Origin of the sequence: Spirosoma sp., assembly GCF_026391055.1 — a bacterium.
Lineage (GTDB): Bacteria > Bacteroidota > Bacteroidia > Cytophagales > Spirosomataceae > Spirosoma.
The window spans coordinates 56,699-73,767 of the sequence record NZ_JAPLET010000022.1 but is presented as its reverse complement, the minus strand read 5'-3'; the positions used below and the strand labels follow the sequence as shown (position 1 = coordinate 73,767).

Annotated in this window: 12 protein-coding genes and 1 pseudogene; 11 read left to right on the top strand and 2 right to left on the bottom strand. The window is 44.9% G+C overall.

All coding sequences use genetic code 11. From position 1 onward, the window contains the following. The first annotated feature begins 166 nt into the window (after positions 1-166). The 4 genes and pseudogenes from NT073_RS15455 to NT073_RS15440 form a co-directional block, all read left to right on the top strand. Entirely contained in the window at positions 167-997 is an 831-nt protein-coding gene (locus NT073_RS15455) for a helix-turn-helix transcriptional regulator (protein ID WP_297375162.1), read from the top strand. Positions 998-1,040: 43 nt separating this feature from the next. Continuing rightward, entirely contained in the window at positions 1,041-2,237 is a 1,197-nt protein-coding gene (locus tag NT073_RS15450; RefSeq protein ID WP_297375160.1) for a serine hydrolase domain-containing protein, read from the top strand. Between the two features lie 122 nt (positions 2,238-2,359). After that, positions 2,360-2,704, top strand: coding sequence for a hypothetical protein (locus NT073_RS15445; RefSeq protein WP_297375158.1), 345 nt, complete (start codon positions 2,360-2,362; stop codon positions 2,702-2,704). 424 nt (positions 2,705-3,128) lie between these two features. After that, positions 3,129-3,306: pseudogene (locus tag NT073_RS15440) on the top strand (integrase core domain-containing protein); the annotation flags it as partial. Between the two features lie 370 nt (positions 3,307-3,676). On the opposite strand, the gene NT073_RS15435 reads toward NT073_RS15440, so the two are convergent. Continuing rightward, complete coding sequence (locus tag NT073_RS15435; protein ID WP_297375156.1) at positions 3,677-4,189, bottom strand: BLUF domain-containing protein; 513 nt, start codon at positions 4,187-4,189, stop codon at positions 3,677-3,679. 1,147 nt (positions 4,190-5,336) lie between these two features. On the opposite strand from NT073_RS15435, the gene NT073_RS15430 reads away from it, so the two are divergent. Next, entirely contained in the window at positions 5,337-6,962 is a 1,626-nt protein-coding gene (locus NT073_RS15430) for a PAS domain-containing sensor histidine kinase (protein WP_297375153.1), read from the top strand. A 486-nt stretch (positions 6,963-7,448) separates the two neighbouring features. On the opposite strand, the gene NT073_RS15425 is transcribed toward NT073_RS15430, so the two are convergent. After that, positions 7,449-8,309 carry an AraC family transcriptional regulator gene (locus tag NT073_RS15425; protein WP_297375151.1) on the bottom strand — a complete coding sequence of 287 codons (861 nt, stop codon included), beginning with the start codon at positions 8,307-8,309 and terminating at the stop codon, positions 7,449-7,451. A gap of 271 nt (positions 8,310-8,580) precedes the next feature. Between NT073_RS15425 and NT073_RS15420 the strand changes: the two genes are divergently transcribed. The 6 genes from NT073_RS15420 (at position 8,581) to NT073_RS15395 (ending at position 16,862) form a co-directional block, all read left to right on the top strand. After that, entirely contained in the window at positions 8,581-10,131 is a 1,551-nt protein-coding gene (locus tag NT073_RS15420; protein ID WP_297375149.1) for a sodium:solute symporter, read from the top strand. A 5-nt stretch (positions 10,132-10,136) separates the two neighbouring features. Next, entirely contained in the window at positions 10,137-10,625 is a 489-nt protein-coding gene (locus NT073_RS15415) for a dihydrodipicolinate synthase family protein (RefSeq protein ID WP_297375147.1), read from the top strand. Between the two features lie 34 nt (positions 10,626-10,659). Then, entirely contained in the window at positions 10,660-11,070 is a 411-nt protein-coding gene (locus tag NT073_RS15410; protein WP_297375145.1) for a hypothetical protein, read from the top strand. Positions 11,071-11,135: 65 nt separating this feature from the next. Continuing rightward, on the top strand, positions 11,136-14,180 hold the full coding sequence (locus NT073_RS15405; RefSeq protein ID WP_297375143.1) for a TonB-dependent receptor: 3,045 nt from the start codon (positions 11,136-11,138) through the stop codon (positions 14,178-14,180). A gap of 5 nt (positions 14,181-14,185) precedes the next feature. Beyond that, positions 14,186-15,661, top strand: coding sequence for a RagB/SusD family nutrient uptake outer membrane protein (locus NT073_RS15400; RefSeq protein ID WP_297375141.1), 1,476 nt, complete (start codon positions 14,186-14,188; stop codon positions 15,659-15,661). Positions 15,662-15,677: 16 nt separating this feature from the next. Beyond that, positions 15,678-16,862 (top strand): sialidase family protein, encoded by a 1,185-nt coding sequence (locus NT073_RS15395; RefSeq protein ID WP_297375139.1) that lies wholly within the window; start codon positions 15,678-15,680, stop codon positions 16,860-16,862. Positions 16,863-17,069: the final 207 nt, after the last annotated feature.

Here is a 17,069-nt window from a genome sequence, read left to right as displayed (position 1 = left end):
AATCGTTGAAGAAGCTGACCTATAGTAGCCTTAATCTCAAATAGGAGCCTTTTTATAAGACAGAGGTGCTTTCCTATATGTCCACCCAACCTGCTTGCTTGACGTGGCGAAAATCGTAGTAACTTGAGCCATGAGTACAGCTCTTTGCTCCATGACTCATTGCCCAATGCTGCCAACTTACCGCGAAATAGCCACTCGGCAACCTTATCAGGACACTATTCAAAAGTTCTGGATTCTCGATCATGGCTTTAACCCTGTTTCTTCATCGCCCCAATGTGCCATACCCAACGGCTGTTGTACACTAGCACTCATTAGCGGAAACGGCGTCTCATTAACATTCGCCGAGAAGCCAATTCATCTGGCGGCTGGCATTTACTTATCCGGCCAAATTACTCAGAAGGTAAGCATTGTAATGAAGCCTTATTCCAAGGCGATTATGGTACAACTAAAGCCTTGGGTGCCCTCGATGATGACCAACGCACCAATTAACTGGTTTACCAATGATGTGGTCAGTCTGGAATTAGTTAATAGTCCCCTCTATCAAACGATGGCCAATCTGAAGGGGGTTGATGAGACGATTGTTATAGACCAGGTGTATGACGCTTTTGCTGGCAGCTTACATCCCAATACCGACACTCATTTCATCCAATGGACCTTTAATCACTTACAGAAAGGGCTCATCAACCAAGAAACGATTGCCGATTTGGTTCGCCGATCGGGCTACTCTCAGCGACGGATGGAGCAGTTGTTTAGGCGTCTGATTGGCCCGACCGCCAAAGAAATGCAGCGTATCCTGCAACTCAGGCAAGTGGTTAGTGACCTGCACCATCGTGAGCAAATCACTACCTTAGGGGAGCTGGCTTATCGGCATGGCTACTATGACCAGGCTCATTTCACCCGGGCTTATCAACGGGTGTTAGGGGAGTTGCCCTCCGCCTTTAGATCCCAAAACTACCTGCTACCGGTCACCCCACATTTCGATTTTTTACAATTGTAAGGGGTTCGCGGTGAGTACTTTTGGCCCAGCTTAAACGAATCGTATGCGAAACCAACAGTTTATCATCTATACAGTGCTCCTCCTTAGTGTTACCCTATCCATGACTTTTGGTCAGTCCCGGTTTGATACGCTGACCAGGGCCTTGCAACGGGTGTATCAGCGGGATAGTTTACCGGGGCTATCCGTCGTATTAGTCAACCAAAAGAAAATTATCTATCAGCATAGCTTTGGCTATGCCAACATCGAGAAGCAGATTAAGTACAATACCCGGAGCATCCAGACAATTGGCTCGGTCAGTAAAACATTCGCGGCTATCGCCTTGATGAAAGCAGTTGAATTAGGCTATTTCGATTTAGACACCGACATCAATACGATCCTGCCTTTCAGGGTGGTCAATCCGAATGCCCCTAATAGCCAAATCACAGTGCGGCAGTTAGCCAACCACACCTCCGGTATTGTTGACAATCCATCGATCTTCTATGACACCTATCAATTTGATACCACACTGGCGGCTTATAGTCCGGTGGCCTATGCTAAATTGAAAAAACTGGGTTTCAACCAGCAAATAAATGATTGTTCACTGCCCCGTTTTATGTACGACTACCTGAGTGAGAATGGGCAGTATTACACTAAACAAAATTTCGGTTCCGATGCCCCTGGCCGCTCATCGAGCTATAGCAATATTGGCTCCGCGCTGGCAGCTTATCTGGTAGAGGTCAAATCGGGCATAAGCTATGCCGACTTTACCCGGCGCTATATTCTCCGCCCGCTACGCATGCGTCAGTCAAGCTGGTTTCTAGATGTGAAGCGGTTGAAGCGCTATGCTCGCCCTTACGATGATCACTTTTTGAGTTTACCTTACTATCATCAGATCACGTACCCGGACGGGGGCCTGCGAACCAATACATCCGATCTAGGTAAGTATCTAATTTCACTATTACAAGGTTACCAGGGCGGGGAAAAGCTCTTGAAAAGAGTATCGTACACTACCATGTTTACGCCCCAGTTTTCCCACGAATCTCCACCCAAAGGCATCCGTTTAACCACTCGTAACAAGGGTATCTTTTGGAATCTGTACGTGAATGGGACCATTGGTCATGACGGAGACGATCCGGGGGTTAGCTCGTTTTTGTTTTTCAATCCAAGAACGGGTTTGGGAGGTGTCTTTCTGAGCAACAAATACATAGTGGACAAAAAGTCGCTTACGGATCTGCTCATTCACTTTACAGATACACGTTAACCAGCCTTTGCTGAGACGCTGTTTTTTTAATAACACTCCAACTCATTCAGTTGCATACGGCTAGAATACAACCCTATCCTCTTTTTTAGGGTCCTATTTGAGAATGCACTGTCTGCTGACCTATGAAAAATAGTAACCTGAACTTACTACTATTACTGGCTTTTGGTATCATCAGTTGTCACAAAACAACTCAGATTGATCCTACTTTCTATCCTTTGAAAGACTATACCCTGGATTTGCAACAGGCAAAAACATGGCTACCCGGTAAATGGAAGCTGGTGAAGCAATCGTCCATGCTTCTTAATGCCAATTTACCGAATGTAGAACTGCTTATCGATGAGAACCAGATCAGGGTAATCGACGGGGGTACTCAAATTGATAGGGTTGACTATGAACTAGTCAAATTAGTCTACCAAGCAGGACCCTATTTACAGCTTCAGACCAATGCCCAGCCCCGAGAAAATTAATTGGTATGTGCGGAATCCGTCCTTATACATTAAGGAAGATCGAATGTATTTTGATTTAGGCCGGGCGCAAGATTTGCCAGCCTATGAATTCAATAGAGTGAGGTAGGTAGTGGAGTCAGCTTGAGCTATCGGTGGTTAAAGGCTCCCTAAAAAAGACCGCTATTGAATTAGCCTAGCCATTACGCCCCAAATTCTAACCCGATGGCGACGCGAACGAGTATTCATCTCAAGCACGAAGACTAGCGAAAAAGCCCAATTGACTCAAGATCATCAAGAGATACAGCAGCTAAAAACAAGTTGATCTTCCATTCAGATCGCGGTGTTCAGTACGTCTGCAATGCCTCTACGAACAAATTGGCTGGCTGTCCGAACACCCTGCAACGTATGAATGGAAATTGGAATTGCCGCTTCGGCGGTCTGATGAGACAATGCAGTAGCGGAAAGTTTTTTTGAAACGTTGAAGAGTGAACTGATTTTACCAACAGGGCTTTACCACGACTGAACTGGCTAAACAAGACTTATTTAAATACATTGAACGGGACCGCCCGGCGGTGTGGTATAATCGCAAACGAAGGCATTCGGCGCTAGGCTACCTTTCACCCTTGAATACAGTGAAAGGCAACTTCAATATGTTGCTTAAGTTTTTGTCCAGTATTTTCTTGCAAGTCCACTTTTGCATTGGACAACTTCACAGTCGTTCGCTTGAATGCTTCATCAAACACACGTCTTCTTTTGATGAATCCTTTCGGATTTGCCACCAAATGGCCGTAAAAACCGTCTCTAGTCAAATGTGTCTATAAACTCATAGGTGAACATTCACTAGAACTCGTTTAGATTAGATACGAAGTAAGTATGGCTTACTACTGCTGGTCAGCTACAAAAACCCAGAGGCACGAGTGCCTGGAATTGAGGATTGGCCGACGAGCCTGTGCCAGCCTTTATGTCTTAACCCACTGTATGACTGGGCAAAATTCAGTTTCGATAATTATTCAAATAAAATCTCTGTAGTATAGCTAAAACAACATTGTCTTGCTTTTGCACCTGTAAAGCGGAATCACCAACGAATTGAAATTGATCCCTTACTTGCTTATATTCACTGGCTAATAGAGTTTTATAACCCATTGACCAGTCTGAGAAAGTACGCTTCGCAATTGGATAACTGTACATCAAGATCAAGCCAGTATGCCGGGAATCTTGTTGGATGACCCTATAAAGATCTTTTACTCGTTCCTCCAAACCTTCCAACACTTGGATAATAGAGCCATTGAAGTACAGCAAAATCCCCGAAACACCTAAAGACCTATTTTTTTGTTGGCTTTTTTCCAAGATGGAAGTTAACTGTTCTTGAGAAAATAGACCCTTAGAGGAGCTAATGTAAATAATACAAAAGTCAATAGGAGCTGAATGAATAACAGAATATTCTGCCTCAAGGTGATCAGCATATTGTTTCAGGTTAGCATCGTTACTATATATATTTCCTTTCATATATAAGTAACTGATTATTAAAGCGTTTGTTTTCTTCTTACTACGTCAATCATTCAAATCCATACCTAACTGAGTAATTTTAGTTCTGTAAAGTGGAGTCTACGATATGTGGGGTAATTGATCCAGAACCCCGTAATTTTTTTAGGCATAGGTTATACTGCGCCCCTTCTTAAGCCGGACCACTTTTTTGAATCACAAAGTTGTTAGCTACTCGTGTTTTTCAGTTAGTATGTATTCTTGTCTTACCTGTTACGTCCTTTGATCAGCCACTGACTGATGAAAACGACGGCAGTTTTAAAACTTGAAATAGCTGTCAAGCCTGCCACATATGCCTGAAGGTAAATACCTTCGTATCCGATTATTATTCACTTTCCCTATCAGATTTGGACGTTTACTAATTGGTAACCAACTTCATAGCAATGTTTCACTATTTTAAGTTTGTTTGTAAATATTCAACTATGTGCATACCGCCTAATTACTATTTAGTTTAATTCTTATTAATTACCTTTAATACCTCTCGATTACAAGTAAGTTTATATCCCCTAACTTCACTTGATCTTCAGCCATATGGCTATCGAACCCTCCTTCGCCAAACCAGCTTTATGGTCTACCTCCGACAACCAACGATTCGTTGTACAGTGTCCTCGCTGTAAGGACCCCCTGTCCATTGAACGGATACCGCGGGGGAGGGTAGCCCGTATTGTATCATTCTTGATTCCTCTGAGAGCTTTTAGGTGTTACAATTGCTTACACAAATTTCACCGGTTTAAGTAACGAGCCTTTAGTCAGTTGGTTTTTGTTTAGCAATCTTTCCAGTATTAGCCCCAGACGAGCTGCTATCACGTGTATGAACAGTCCAGCGTGTCAACTCTTATGCTAATGCAATTCAGCTTATTTCCAGTTTGGGCTTACTGACCCTCTCCTATGGCCTTCGCTAATGCCTGCTCCTGTTCGTCAAGAAGTTAACAACCGTAGGATGAGCTGATCCGGGTGACTTATGACCATTTTTTACCTTCGTCAATTGCACCGAAACGGTTACCAGGACTATCAAATCTTGACATATGGCTGGAGCTTACTTGCTGCTTCAGCCCATAGTTATATGGTGTCATGTCTTTATTCACCTAATTAAAGTACTTCATTCAAGTTTATGACAGAAAACCAAACACAATCACTGATTTTTTTGAGCGGGGGGGGAGAAGTCGGAGAGCTAATCAGGACATTCAACTGGGCAGATTCGCCAGCAGGCAACCCCGACGACTGGCCTCTGAGCTTATTGACTACCGTTTCGACCCTGCTTTCATCTACCTTTCCCATGCTTTTGTGGTGGGGAGAGTCATATATTCAATTCTACAACGACCCTTTCCGACTCAGTTTAGGCCATCAGGGGAAGCATCCTGACGCGCTAGGGCAGCGAGGCCTGGATTGTTGGGGTGAGCATTGGCGGGCCATCAAACGGCCAATCGACCGGGTGATGACAGGGGGGGATCCCCTTTGGGTTGAGAACCAACTCTTCCCCATCTTCCGGAATGGCCAGACGGAAGATGTCTACTGGACGGTGGGTTATAGTGCCGTTCGAACAGATACCGGCCAAATTGGCGGGGTTTTGGCGACATGTCTGGAAACAACCGAGTTGGTTATGGCGCAACAGAAACTACGCCAGAGTGAGCTTCGCTTCCGTACCGTTTTTGAACAGGCTCCCCTGGGGATTGCCTTATTGAGTGGCCGGGACATGATCATTGAAGCCGCGAATGAACCGATGTCCGCCATCTGGCGGGAAGGCGCATCGGTTATGGGTAAGCCATTGATTGAGGTACGGTCCGAGATTAGGGAACAGGGGTTGATTGACTTGCTAGAAACGGTGTATGATTCTGGAGTACCCTTTTTTGGCCGTGGTTATCTGGTCAGACTGGTGCGAGATGGGCAGCTACAGGACACCTACTTCAATTTTGTGTTTACCCCCCGTCTCGATACCAGCAGGACCGTTACGGGGGTGATGATTATGGCTACCGAGGTCACCGCAGAAAGGGAGAAGGAACAGATTTTGCACCAATCGTTACGTAGGGAACAGGAACTCAACCAACTCAAGTCCCGGTTTGTCTCCATTGCCTCTCATGAGTTTCGCAGGCCCCTGACAACGATCCAGACCAGTGCTGAGTTAATCAACCTATATCTGGACAAACCTCAGGATCTCGCCAGACCCGTTATTGAGAAACATCTGGTGGATATTTATAATCAGATTGAGCATATGAATGAATTGATGACCGATCTGCTTACGGTGGGGACGATTGAAGCAGGGAAAGTGGCGTTTCATCCGCACCAGACCGATGTGGCTGTGTTATGTCAATACATCATTGACCGGCATTTTAGTAATCAGCCTGATGGCCGGGTCATACACTTTTCTCTGAATGGGCTATCCCGCAGCGCTCTCCTGGATGAAAAACTGATGGGTCATGTTTTAATTAACTTGCTAACCAATGCCTTAAAATTCTCCCAGCATGATCCACGTCTGGAACTCCACTTTGGAGACGAAGCAATCATTATCCAGGTGATCGATTTGGGTATTGGTATTCCCGCCAGCGATCTGCCAAGCTTATTTGAACCATTTTTTCGCGCGGGCAATACCGGCTCAATTCAGGGTACGGGACTGGGATTGGTTATCGCCCGACAGTTTGTGGAGCTCCATGGGGGAAGCTTAAGGATTCAAAGTGTTGAAGGGAAGGGAACGACCTCTACGATCGTTTTACCAAATAGCCCTACAGACATCGCAAGCTGACCTGTAGGGCTATTTGCATATCGTGTTTATAAGCGTCTCACCTAGTAACTTTCGTAGTAATTAGGGGCTTCTTTATGCGGTTGAGTGTTTAGGCAACGGGCAAAACTCGTTGTACTAACGGGTATTTTGCCACGCTGTGTATAAACCTGTGGCTAGGCTCCGCCACATGATGGCAACAGTTTGAATCGGGTTAAACAAGTATAAATTATTAGCTCTTGCATGTGACGACCTCTTTTCGTGTGTCTGCCTCTTCTAATGAGGTTTTATAAGATTCTGATCTTAATATCTGTCCAATCTGATTAGTAGCATACGAACCTTTTAATACGAAAAATTTGGTCAGTTATCTACCGATCGGTTACCTCAACTACCTGTATTAGCCAGTAACCATCTGCATTTTGCTCATCATGTATCTATTTTATAAAGAATGAATACTATGTTAAGTCACAATGAAGGAGAAAAGTAAATTCATAAAAACTCAGTAACGATTTAGGTTGAGAAAAATCGATTCTTGTATTCTTTGGGCGTAATTCTTTTGACATTCTTAAAATGCCTGTAAAAATTGGACGTATTTTCAAATCCACTGTCAAAGGCAATATGCGCTATCGTATAGTCCGATTTAATAAGTAACCGGCAGGCATGATTAAGTCGTACTTCAGTAAGGAAATCAAAGTACGATTTGTTTGACGTCATTTTAAAGTAGCGGCAAAACGACGTAACGCTCAGGTTGGTAAGTTTTGCCACATCGTCAATCAGAATTTTATTTCTGAAATTTTGTAAGGTGAATGAAAGCACCTTTTCCATTCTATTCCCGTCAATCTGACTGAATCTTGTGTAATCAACACTGTTAGATAAATTTTCGTACTCTCTGCTTTCCAATAGAATGACGTAAATTCTGAGCAGGTAAACAACTTTATTCAAGCCCGTTTCCCGTATCATTCGCCACATAAGCCGTTTAATTTTCTCTTTCGAACTTCCTTTAATGACCAGCCCGGTTTTGGCTTGTTCAAAGAGTTTAGAAATCCCCTGCGTTTCGTATACGTTAAGAAATTCCTTTCCCAGACAGTCAGGATGAAAATGAAGCACTAACGCTTCCACATGATAGTCTGAAGAATGTGGGCTGTTACACTTCCAGGTATGGGGCACATTGGAGCCCATCAGAATCATATCATCCTGCTGAAAATTGCCGATACTATCCCCTACGAAACGAATACCATCACCTTTTATAAGATAATGAAGCTCAATCTCAGGATGATAATGCCAGATAGAGCCAAACTGGGGCACTATATCATGCCGAATACTAAACGCATTATCTATATGCTTGGGAACAATATGAAGTTTAGGTACCATTTTATGTATGCCCTGGGTTATATACGAAATTATTCATATTTAATAATATTCCTAAATAATGTGACAATATGTTGTACAAATTGGAAAATTTAAGGAATTCATTTCTCCGCTAAGAAGCCAATATTTGTGCTACTCCAAGTAGCATGCAAAGCTGGAACGTAACTATGCATGGCAGTTGTGGAGTAAAGACTTCAGGCTAATTTTTGCGGAATCTTATGGGGTAGGTGTGGCTATCAATACGACCCGTTCTACGCCTGTAAAAAATTAACCTATGACTAATTTACCGTTATTAGACATCGCCATTATTATTGCCTATTTAATTGCAATGGTGTTGGTTGGCGTTTACTTCTCCAGAAGCAACACCTCGGCTGATGAGTTTACCCGCGCTTCCGGCAGGATTCCTGGCTGGGCTATAGGCATATCTATTTATGCTACCTTTCTGAGTTCGAACACGTTTCTTGGCGTTCCGGGTAAAGCGTTCGGTGGAAATTGGAATGCCTTTTTATTTAGCCTTTCTATGCCGTTAGCGGCCTGGTTTGCCACTAAATACTTTGTCCCGTTTTACCGGAGTACCGGCGAAGTATCGGCTTACACCAATCTCGAAAAACGATTCGGTACCTGGGCTAGAACCTACGTAGTGATCTGTTTTTTATCTACGCAGCTAGCCCGGATTGGGTCTATCTTTTTTGGCATCTCACTGACCTTACAGGCCCTTACTGGGTATAGTATGGTGGCGATTATGGTGATAACTGGAATCTGTATTGTCGTCTATACCGTGATGGGAGGCATTGAAGCCGTCATCTGGACCGAAGTTGTACAGGGTATCTTGAAAACGTTGGGGGCTGTTGTCATTATCTATCTGGTAGTAAACCAAGTGCCGGGCGGATTCAACGACATTCTTACTATGGGATTGGCAGAGGATAAATTCAGCCTCGGTACTGTAGACTTTGATTTTATCCATTCATCGATCTGGGTTGTGCTGCTATACGGCTTTTTTATCAATCTGAATAATTTCGGAATGGACCAGAACTACGTCCAGCGATACCACGCAGCGACCAGCGTAGCGGAAGCCAACAAGTCAGTTTGGCTTTGCGTATGGATTTATGTTCCGGTATCGCTCCTGTTTTTTAGTATAGGCACCTGTTTGTATACATATTATATGCAAAACCCGGAGTTGCTCCGTAGTATTAAACTCCAGACGGCTTCTGAGCAACTCGGTCTGGCTATAAATAATGCGGAAGTAGGCCAGTTGGCAGCCAGGCTAAAACCATCCGATTATGCCGATAAAGTGATGCCACACTTTATGGTGCATATGATTCCAACCGGTCTTTTAGGATTGATTGTCTCGGCCATTCTGTCGGCGGCTATGAGTACGATAAGTTCCGGCATGAACGCGTCAGCAACCGTCTTTACCGAAGACATCTACAAACGCTATTTCAATAGGAATTTAACTGAAAAGGGCAGTTTGAAAATTCTTTACATCGCCACGGTTATCGTGGGGCTGATCGGTATGCTCTGCGGAATAGCCATGATTGGCGTCAAAAGCCTGCTGGATGTCTGGTGGACGCTTTCGGGCATATTTGCCGGGGGGATGCTGGGCCTCTTTTTACTCGGGTTAATCAGCAAAAACGTCACGAATAAAGACGCGCTTACGGGTACCATACTTGGTGTGCTGGTTATTCTCTGGATGAGCTTCTCGTACCTGCTCCCGGTTCAGTACAGCTACTTACGTTATCCGCTCCATGCTAACATGATTATTGTGGTGGGCACTTTATCCATTTTTCTGGCCGGTAATCTCTCTCAAAAACTAAGAAGACAATAAACGATATGCAAACAAAAAAATTCGTCCCTGTCATGCTCACGCCATTTCAGGACGGGAATGCCATTGATTATAACATTCTGGAAGAATTGATCGAATTCTACCTCGAAGCCGGAGCGGGTGGCCTTTTTGCCAACTGCCTGTCGAGTGAAATGTATCATCTTTCCAAAGAAGAAATGTTGGCATCCGTATCGTTCATCGTGCAAAAAGTGAATGGAAGGGTTCCCGTAGTGGCTACAGGTACGTTCCCAGACACCCTGGAAAATCAGGCCGCTTTTGTAAAAGAAATATATACTACAGGAGTCGACAGTGTGATTGTTATTACAGGCTTGCTGGCCGGAGAAACGGAATCTGAGGCCGTGTTCGAAGCCCATGTCAACCAATTGCTTGCGTTAACGGGCGATATTCCTCTTGGGTTTTATGAATGTCCGGTTCCCTATAAACGGATTTTAAGACCTGATTTTCAGGGGGAAACTGGTCAGGACTGGCCGTATTAAATACCATAAAGACACGTCTTTAAATATAGAAAGTGTGCGGGCTAAAATTACGGCCAGCCAAAACTCAGCGGACTTTGCCCTCTATGATGCCTACATGGTGCATGCGGTCGATTCGATGAAAGCCGGTTCGGCAGGCCTATCTTGTATTCAGGGAAATTATTTTCCGGAGTTAATTGTCTGGTTGTGCAATCATTACAACGACGACTCCGCAGAAGTCGACAAAGTGCAGCAGTTTTTTGCGCGAAACATGGAGGTCATGCATGATACCTACCCTGCCAGTGCAAAGTACATTCTCGAAAAACGAGGATTGGGGATCTCTCAAATTTGCCGCAATAGCAGTGAAGTAAGGAACACAAGCGATTACGATGATCTCGATACGCTGCTCCATCAGTTCAACGAATTGGCACAGGAAATAAATCTAACCATGATAGCCTATGAATCATAAACTGTGATCTGGTCAAAGAACCGTAATTAATTTCTAAACCGACTTTCCTTAACTCAATGAAAAACATGAATCGAATCAAATTTAGGCTGGCAGGGCTACTACTGTTGTTTTCAATAACGGCCTTCGCCCAGGATGTAATTACCGGAAAGGTAATTGATGCCAAAACCAGGGAGCCCTTGCCGGGAGCCACGATTATACTTGAAGGAACCAACCAGGCAACGGTCACTAATTCGGAAGGTGCGTATAGTCTTACCGTTCCTAGTCTGAACGGTAAAATTTATGTTAGTTACGTAGGTTTTTCAACCAAAGATATTTCGATCCTCAATCGAAAAAGGATCGACGTAGAGCTTGAACCAAAGGCCTCGTTACTGGACGATGTGGTCGTTATTGGCTATGGGACAGCCAAGAAGAGCGATATAACCGGGTCGGTCGTGAGTCTCACCGAGAAAAGCTTTAACAAAGGGGTGAACGTCTCTGCCGAGCAGCTAATAGCCGGGAAAGTCGCAGGCGTTCAGGTTATTCAGAACAGCGGAGAACCCGGTGGCGGCATCACGGTCAACATTAGAGGGATGGGGTCGCTGAATGCCGGCAATTCACCACTGTACGTTGTAGATGGGTTTCCAATCGATAACTCGGCTACGGTGAGCGGTACAGGTGCCAATTTTACGGGAATGCGCACCGCTAGAAATCCACTAAACTCAATTAACCCGGCCGATATTGCGTCTATCGAAGTGCTGAAAGATGCGTCGGCGACAGCAATCTACGGATCGAGAGGAGCAAACGGGGTGGTTTTGATTACAACCAAACGAGGTAAGGATGGCGGACTAAAAGTCAGTTATGATACTTACTACGGCGTCCAGAACATCATGAACGATATTAACCTGCTAAGCGCCAACGACTACAAGACCGCCATGAACAGTTTGATCGACGCCGGAGCCGGAAGTGCCAGTTCAAAGATTGGCGATTTTTCGGGAGGTACCGACTGGTTGAGGGCTATGTATCATAAAAATGCGCCGATTAAAAGCCACAATCTTTCTTTTTCAGGGGGTAATCAGTCCACTAAATATTACACGTCCCTGAATTACTTCGATCAGGATGGTGTACTCATAAACTCAGGTAATAAACGCTACAGTGCCCGAGTCAATCTAGAGCATACCAACAAGAATTTTACAATTGGCACAAACCTAACCTCATCTTACGTGGCTGATTCCTACGTAGCAAACGGGATGGATCTGAACGAACGAGCGGGGATAATCTACGCGGCTATCGCCTACGAACCCACACTTTCCATTTATGATCAGGGCAATAACTATGTTCTTTCGAAAAACATGAACATCGATAATCCGCTGGCCATTGCTAACGGAAAGACTTCTTTATCAAGTCTTTACCGTACGCTGGGCACTATTTATGGAGAGTTTAAATTTTTAAACGCCTTTTCAGCCCGGTTAAACTTGGGGGGGGATATAGCCTCCCAACGCCGGGATACGTATGTGGACAGACAAACCATCGAAGGAAGAGCAAACGGAGGTATTGCCAGTGTATTGTCAGGAACCAACACTAGTTTTCTGTCTGAATTTACCCTGAGCTATAAGAAACGGTTTGGTAGGCAGGACCTGAATGTTCTTTTTGGTACTACGGCTCAGCAGTTTAACTCGAACGATCAAACAACACAGGCCAGTGGCTTTCCCTCCGATGCCACAAAAACAGACAACCTTAGCCTGGGAGACCCGACTCGTTTTATCGCAACCAGTTCGCGATCCAGAAATAGTTTGTTGTCTTACCTGGGGCGGGTAAACTATAACATCGCTGAGAAATACTTATTGACTACCTCCCTGCGAATTGATGGATCTTCCCGGTTCGGTGAAAATAATAAGTATGGCGTATTCCCTTCAGTCGCTTTCGCCTGGCGGCTTGAAAATGAGGCCTTTATCAAGAACGCGGAGTATATTACTTCCTTAAAACTTCGATCCAGTTGGGGGCAAACCGGGAATCAGGCAATCGACAACTATCAGTCAATCACTACGTATACCACCGGGCAAAAAGCGGTCATCGGTAATCAGCAGGTAAGCACAACCACGCCCAACCGACTGCCAAATCCTGACCTGAAATGGGAAACGTCGGAACAGTTGAACTTCGGCCTGGACTTTGGTTTCTGGGGTAACAAAATCACGGGTAGTTTAGACTGGTACACAAAAACAACCCGGGATATGCTCCTGAATTTGCCCATCCCCCGTACCACAGGATTCACATCCATGATGACCAACATAGGGTCGGTTCGCAATAGTGGGTTTGAAGTGTTGGTCAGCAGTAACAACCTGTCGGGGCCACTGAGCTGGGAAACTAGCTTAAACATGACCTGGATGACGAATAAAGTACTTAATCTTGGTGGAATTGATAACATTTTTACCGGAAGTGCAGGTGGAACCTCCAACCTGGCGATCATTAGGGAAGGGTTGCCTATGTATTCCTTCTACGGATACACAATAGACGGCGTATGGCAAACCGGCGATGATCTTATGTCGACAAAAGACAACGTGAAACCGGGCGATTTCAAGTATCGGGATCTGAACGGGGACAAGATCGTCAATGCAGATGATCGTCAGGTCATCGGGAATCCAGCGCCCAAATTCATGGCGTCATTGACGAATAACTTCACCTATAAAGGGTTCAATCTCAATATTTTCTTTGATGGCGCCTGGGGGGCAAAAATGTTGAACAATAACCTGGTCGATACATATTTTCCGGCTAACCTGCTTAGAAACCGCCTGTCGGAACCCCTGCTGAACCGTTGGACTTCATCAAACCCGTCAACGGTTTACCCATCCTTTATCAATCCGCTGGGACAGGGCAAGAAAGAAGTGAATACGTATACAGTTGAAGATGCCAGTTTCCTTCGGTTGAATACGGTGAAATTAGGCTATGATTTTACTTTCAAAAGTTCAGTGGTAAGAGGGTTGGGCGTGTTTGTTACCGGGCAAAACCTGGCCATGTGGACTAGTTACAAAGGCTATGATCCGTCAATAAATCCGAACGGTGGTGGCGTTAGAATCGATTGGAATGCATTTCCAACGGCCAGAACGATCCTGTTTGGCCTAAACGTAAATCTTTGAAAATCATGAAAAAAGGGATACACAATATATTGGTGGGCGTACTAGTCGCCAATACACTGGTTTTCACCGGTTGCCAAGGCTTCTTAAAAGAAGAGGTGTTTTCACAACTAGCGCCTGAAAACTATCTGAAAACAAAAGAAGGACTGACGTCTGTCCTGTATGAGACCTATGCTAAGGCCGCCAATATGAATGCCAATAATTCCATTTATGTGTTGGGGCCTCAGGAGTTTATGACGGATATTTTGTACCAGAGTGGCGACAATGTCGAAGCGACCATCCGGAATTTCAGAGAATTTAACTGGGACCCGAATATGGACTTTCTCATACAGAATTGGGATTCCTATTATCAGTGCATACGGAATGCCAATATTCTGCTTGAAAACATTCCGGGCTCAAACCTGTCGGCCTCTGAGAAGGTCTTATACGAAGCCGAATCTCGGTTTTTACGGGCAGTGAGTTATTACAAACTGTATTTCTTTTTTGGAACAGTGCCTTTGCGGACCAGCACGTCGCAGGGATTGAGTTTACCAAGAGCGTCAGAAGACGAGCTTAAGCAATTCATCGCTACTGAACTGAAGTTTGCGCTTGAAAACCTACCCAATCCGGGGGCGGAAGCTCAGAAGTACAGGGCCCATAAAGCTGCGGCTTCTGGCTATCTGCTAAAATTTTACCTGAATACAAAGAACTGGACTGAAGCCAATACAGTCTCTGCGCAGTTTTTGAGTTCATTTAAAAGCTATTCCTTATTCGCTGAATATAAAGACATGTTCAAAGTCGAAAATGAAAACAACGCTGAATACATTTGGGTAAGACCGGCCATCGCTTCGTCTGATCGGCTGACGGCCAACAGTTGGAGCAACGTTTCTTTTCCGGATGATTTCAAATCAGCACCCGAAGTGGGTCAAGTTTTTAAGTCTACCTGGCTCAACTGGCCCAATGAATTCAGAATTTATGATACGTTCTACGATACGTTTGATGCGGCTGATAAACGAAGAATTTTGATGATTACATATTATATGAATACCTCAGATAAACGCGTTGAGCTTCGTGGTAGCGACAACATCCGTTCATTCAAATACTGGTCTGATCCCAATAATGTAGGGGCTGCGCATGGAAATGATATTCCCGAAATAAGACTAGCCGACATCTTATTGTCCCGTGCCGAAGCGCTCAACGAACTGAACGGACCAAGTACAGAAGCCCTTCAACTGGTTAATCAGGTGAGATCAAGAGCCGGTCTTCCAGCCCTGAAACTGGAAAATGTTGCAACCAAAGAGGCATTTCGGGATATGATGCTTCTGGAAAGAGGTCACGAGTTTTACAACGAAGGACACAGACGAATGGACCTAATACGGACCGGAAAATTCATTTCAGACGCAAAGGCAAGAGGCAAAAATGCCCAGCCCTTCCATCTGTTATTCCCAATTCCGCAGGTTGTCATTGATTCCGATCCGGCCATTAAACAAAACCCCAATTATTAAACCATATCAGCAGGTTATGAAAACAATGAAACGTAACGTAACTCTCCTGGCATGCCTGTTGGCAGGTTGGTTTACAGGGCTGGCTCAGACCGTTCCCGGTGATATCGTTTGCTACGAACCCAGTTCATCTCAGAAATACATCGGCTCCCCAAGTTTGGTGACGCTGCCAAATGGGGATTATGTGGCTTCGCACGATTTTTTCGGGCCTAAAAGTTCCGAATGGCAGCAAGCGGTTACGCGGGTTTATTCGTCAAAAAACAAGGGGAAAACCTGGCGTTATCTAACTGAAATCAATGGAGCCTTCTGGAGTTCACTGTTTGTTCATCGAGGGGAACTCTATTTGCTGGGACCAGACCGGCATCATGGTACGGTTCTCATCCGGAAATCGACCGACGGAGGAAATACCTGGACTAAACCAACCAACAAAGAAAACGGGGTGCTGCTTACTGGCGAGTTTCACTGCGCCCCCATGCCGGTAATCGAATACAACCGTAGGCTTTGGCGACCCATGGAAACGGCCCATGGCCCTGTATTACAATGGGGCAAACGCTACGGAGCGATGGTTATGTCGGCCGCCGTCGATGCGGATCTTATGGATTCGAAATCCTGGCAAACCAGTACCCCCATCTTATATGACAGTACCTTTAATAACGGCGATTTTGGCGGATGGCTGGAAGGTAACTTCGTAGTTGACAAAAATCAGCGAATGTGGGATATGCTCCGAGTGGCTAACAAAAAGTCGCCCGACGAGAAAGCAGCTATGGTGTCCATAGCCCCCGATGGCAAAACACTTTCCTTCGATCCTGCTTCAGGGTTTATTCCGTTTGATGGCGGCAGTAAGAAGTTTGTCATAAAATATGATACGCTGAGCAAAAAATACTGGACGCTGGCCAACGTCATCCCTGACAAATACCGGAGGCAGTTCCCTGACCGGAACGCTTCTAGTTTTCGGAACATCCTGATGCTGAAAAGTTCAGATGATTTAAAGAAATGGGACGAGGTGAAGGTTATCCTGGAACATGACGATGTGCTCAATCACGGATTTCAGTATGTAGACTGGTCCTTTGAAGGCAGCGATATGATTGTCCTGTCCAGAACGGCTTATTTTGACGGCAGTTCCAATGCCAAAAACAACCACGATGCCAATTACCTGACATTTCATCGGATTGAGAATTTCAGAAAACTGAAAAACGGCAAATAGCATCCCTCAAATCTGTTCATCGGTAAATAACCTGGTTGTTGCTCCAAAAATGCGTTGTAACAACCAGGTTGATCTTGATATCGATACTGACAATGTTAATGAACACTACTTTTCTTTTGAATCACCGATTTTTAAGGATAGGCGGGTTGGATTATAGGGGTATGCGCAGAGGCCCAGAAAAACCTCAAAACAAGGTCTACCATTCTG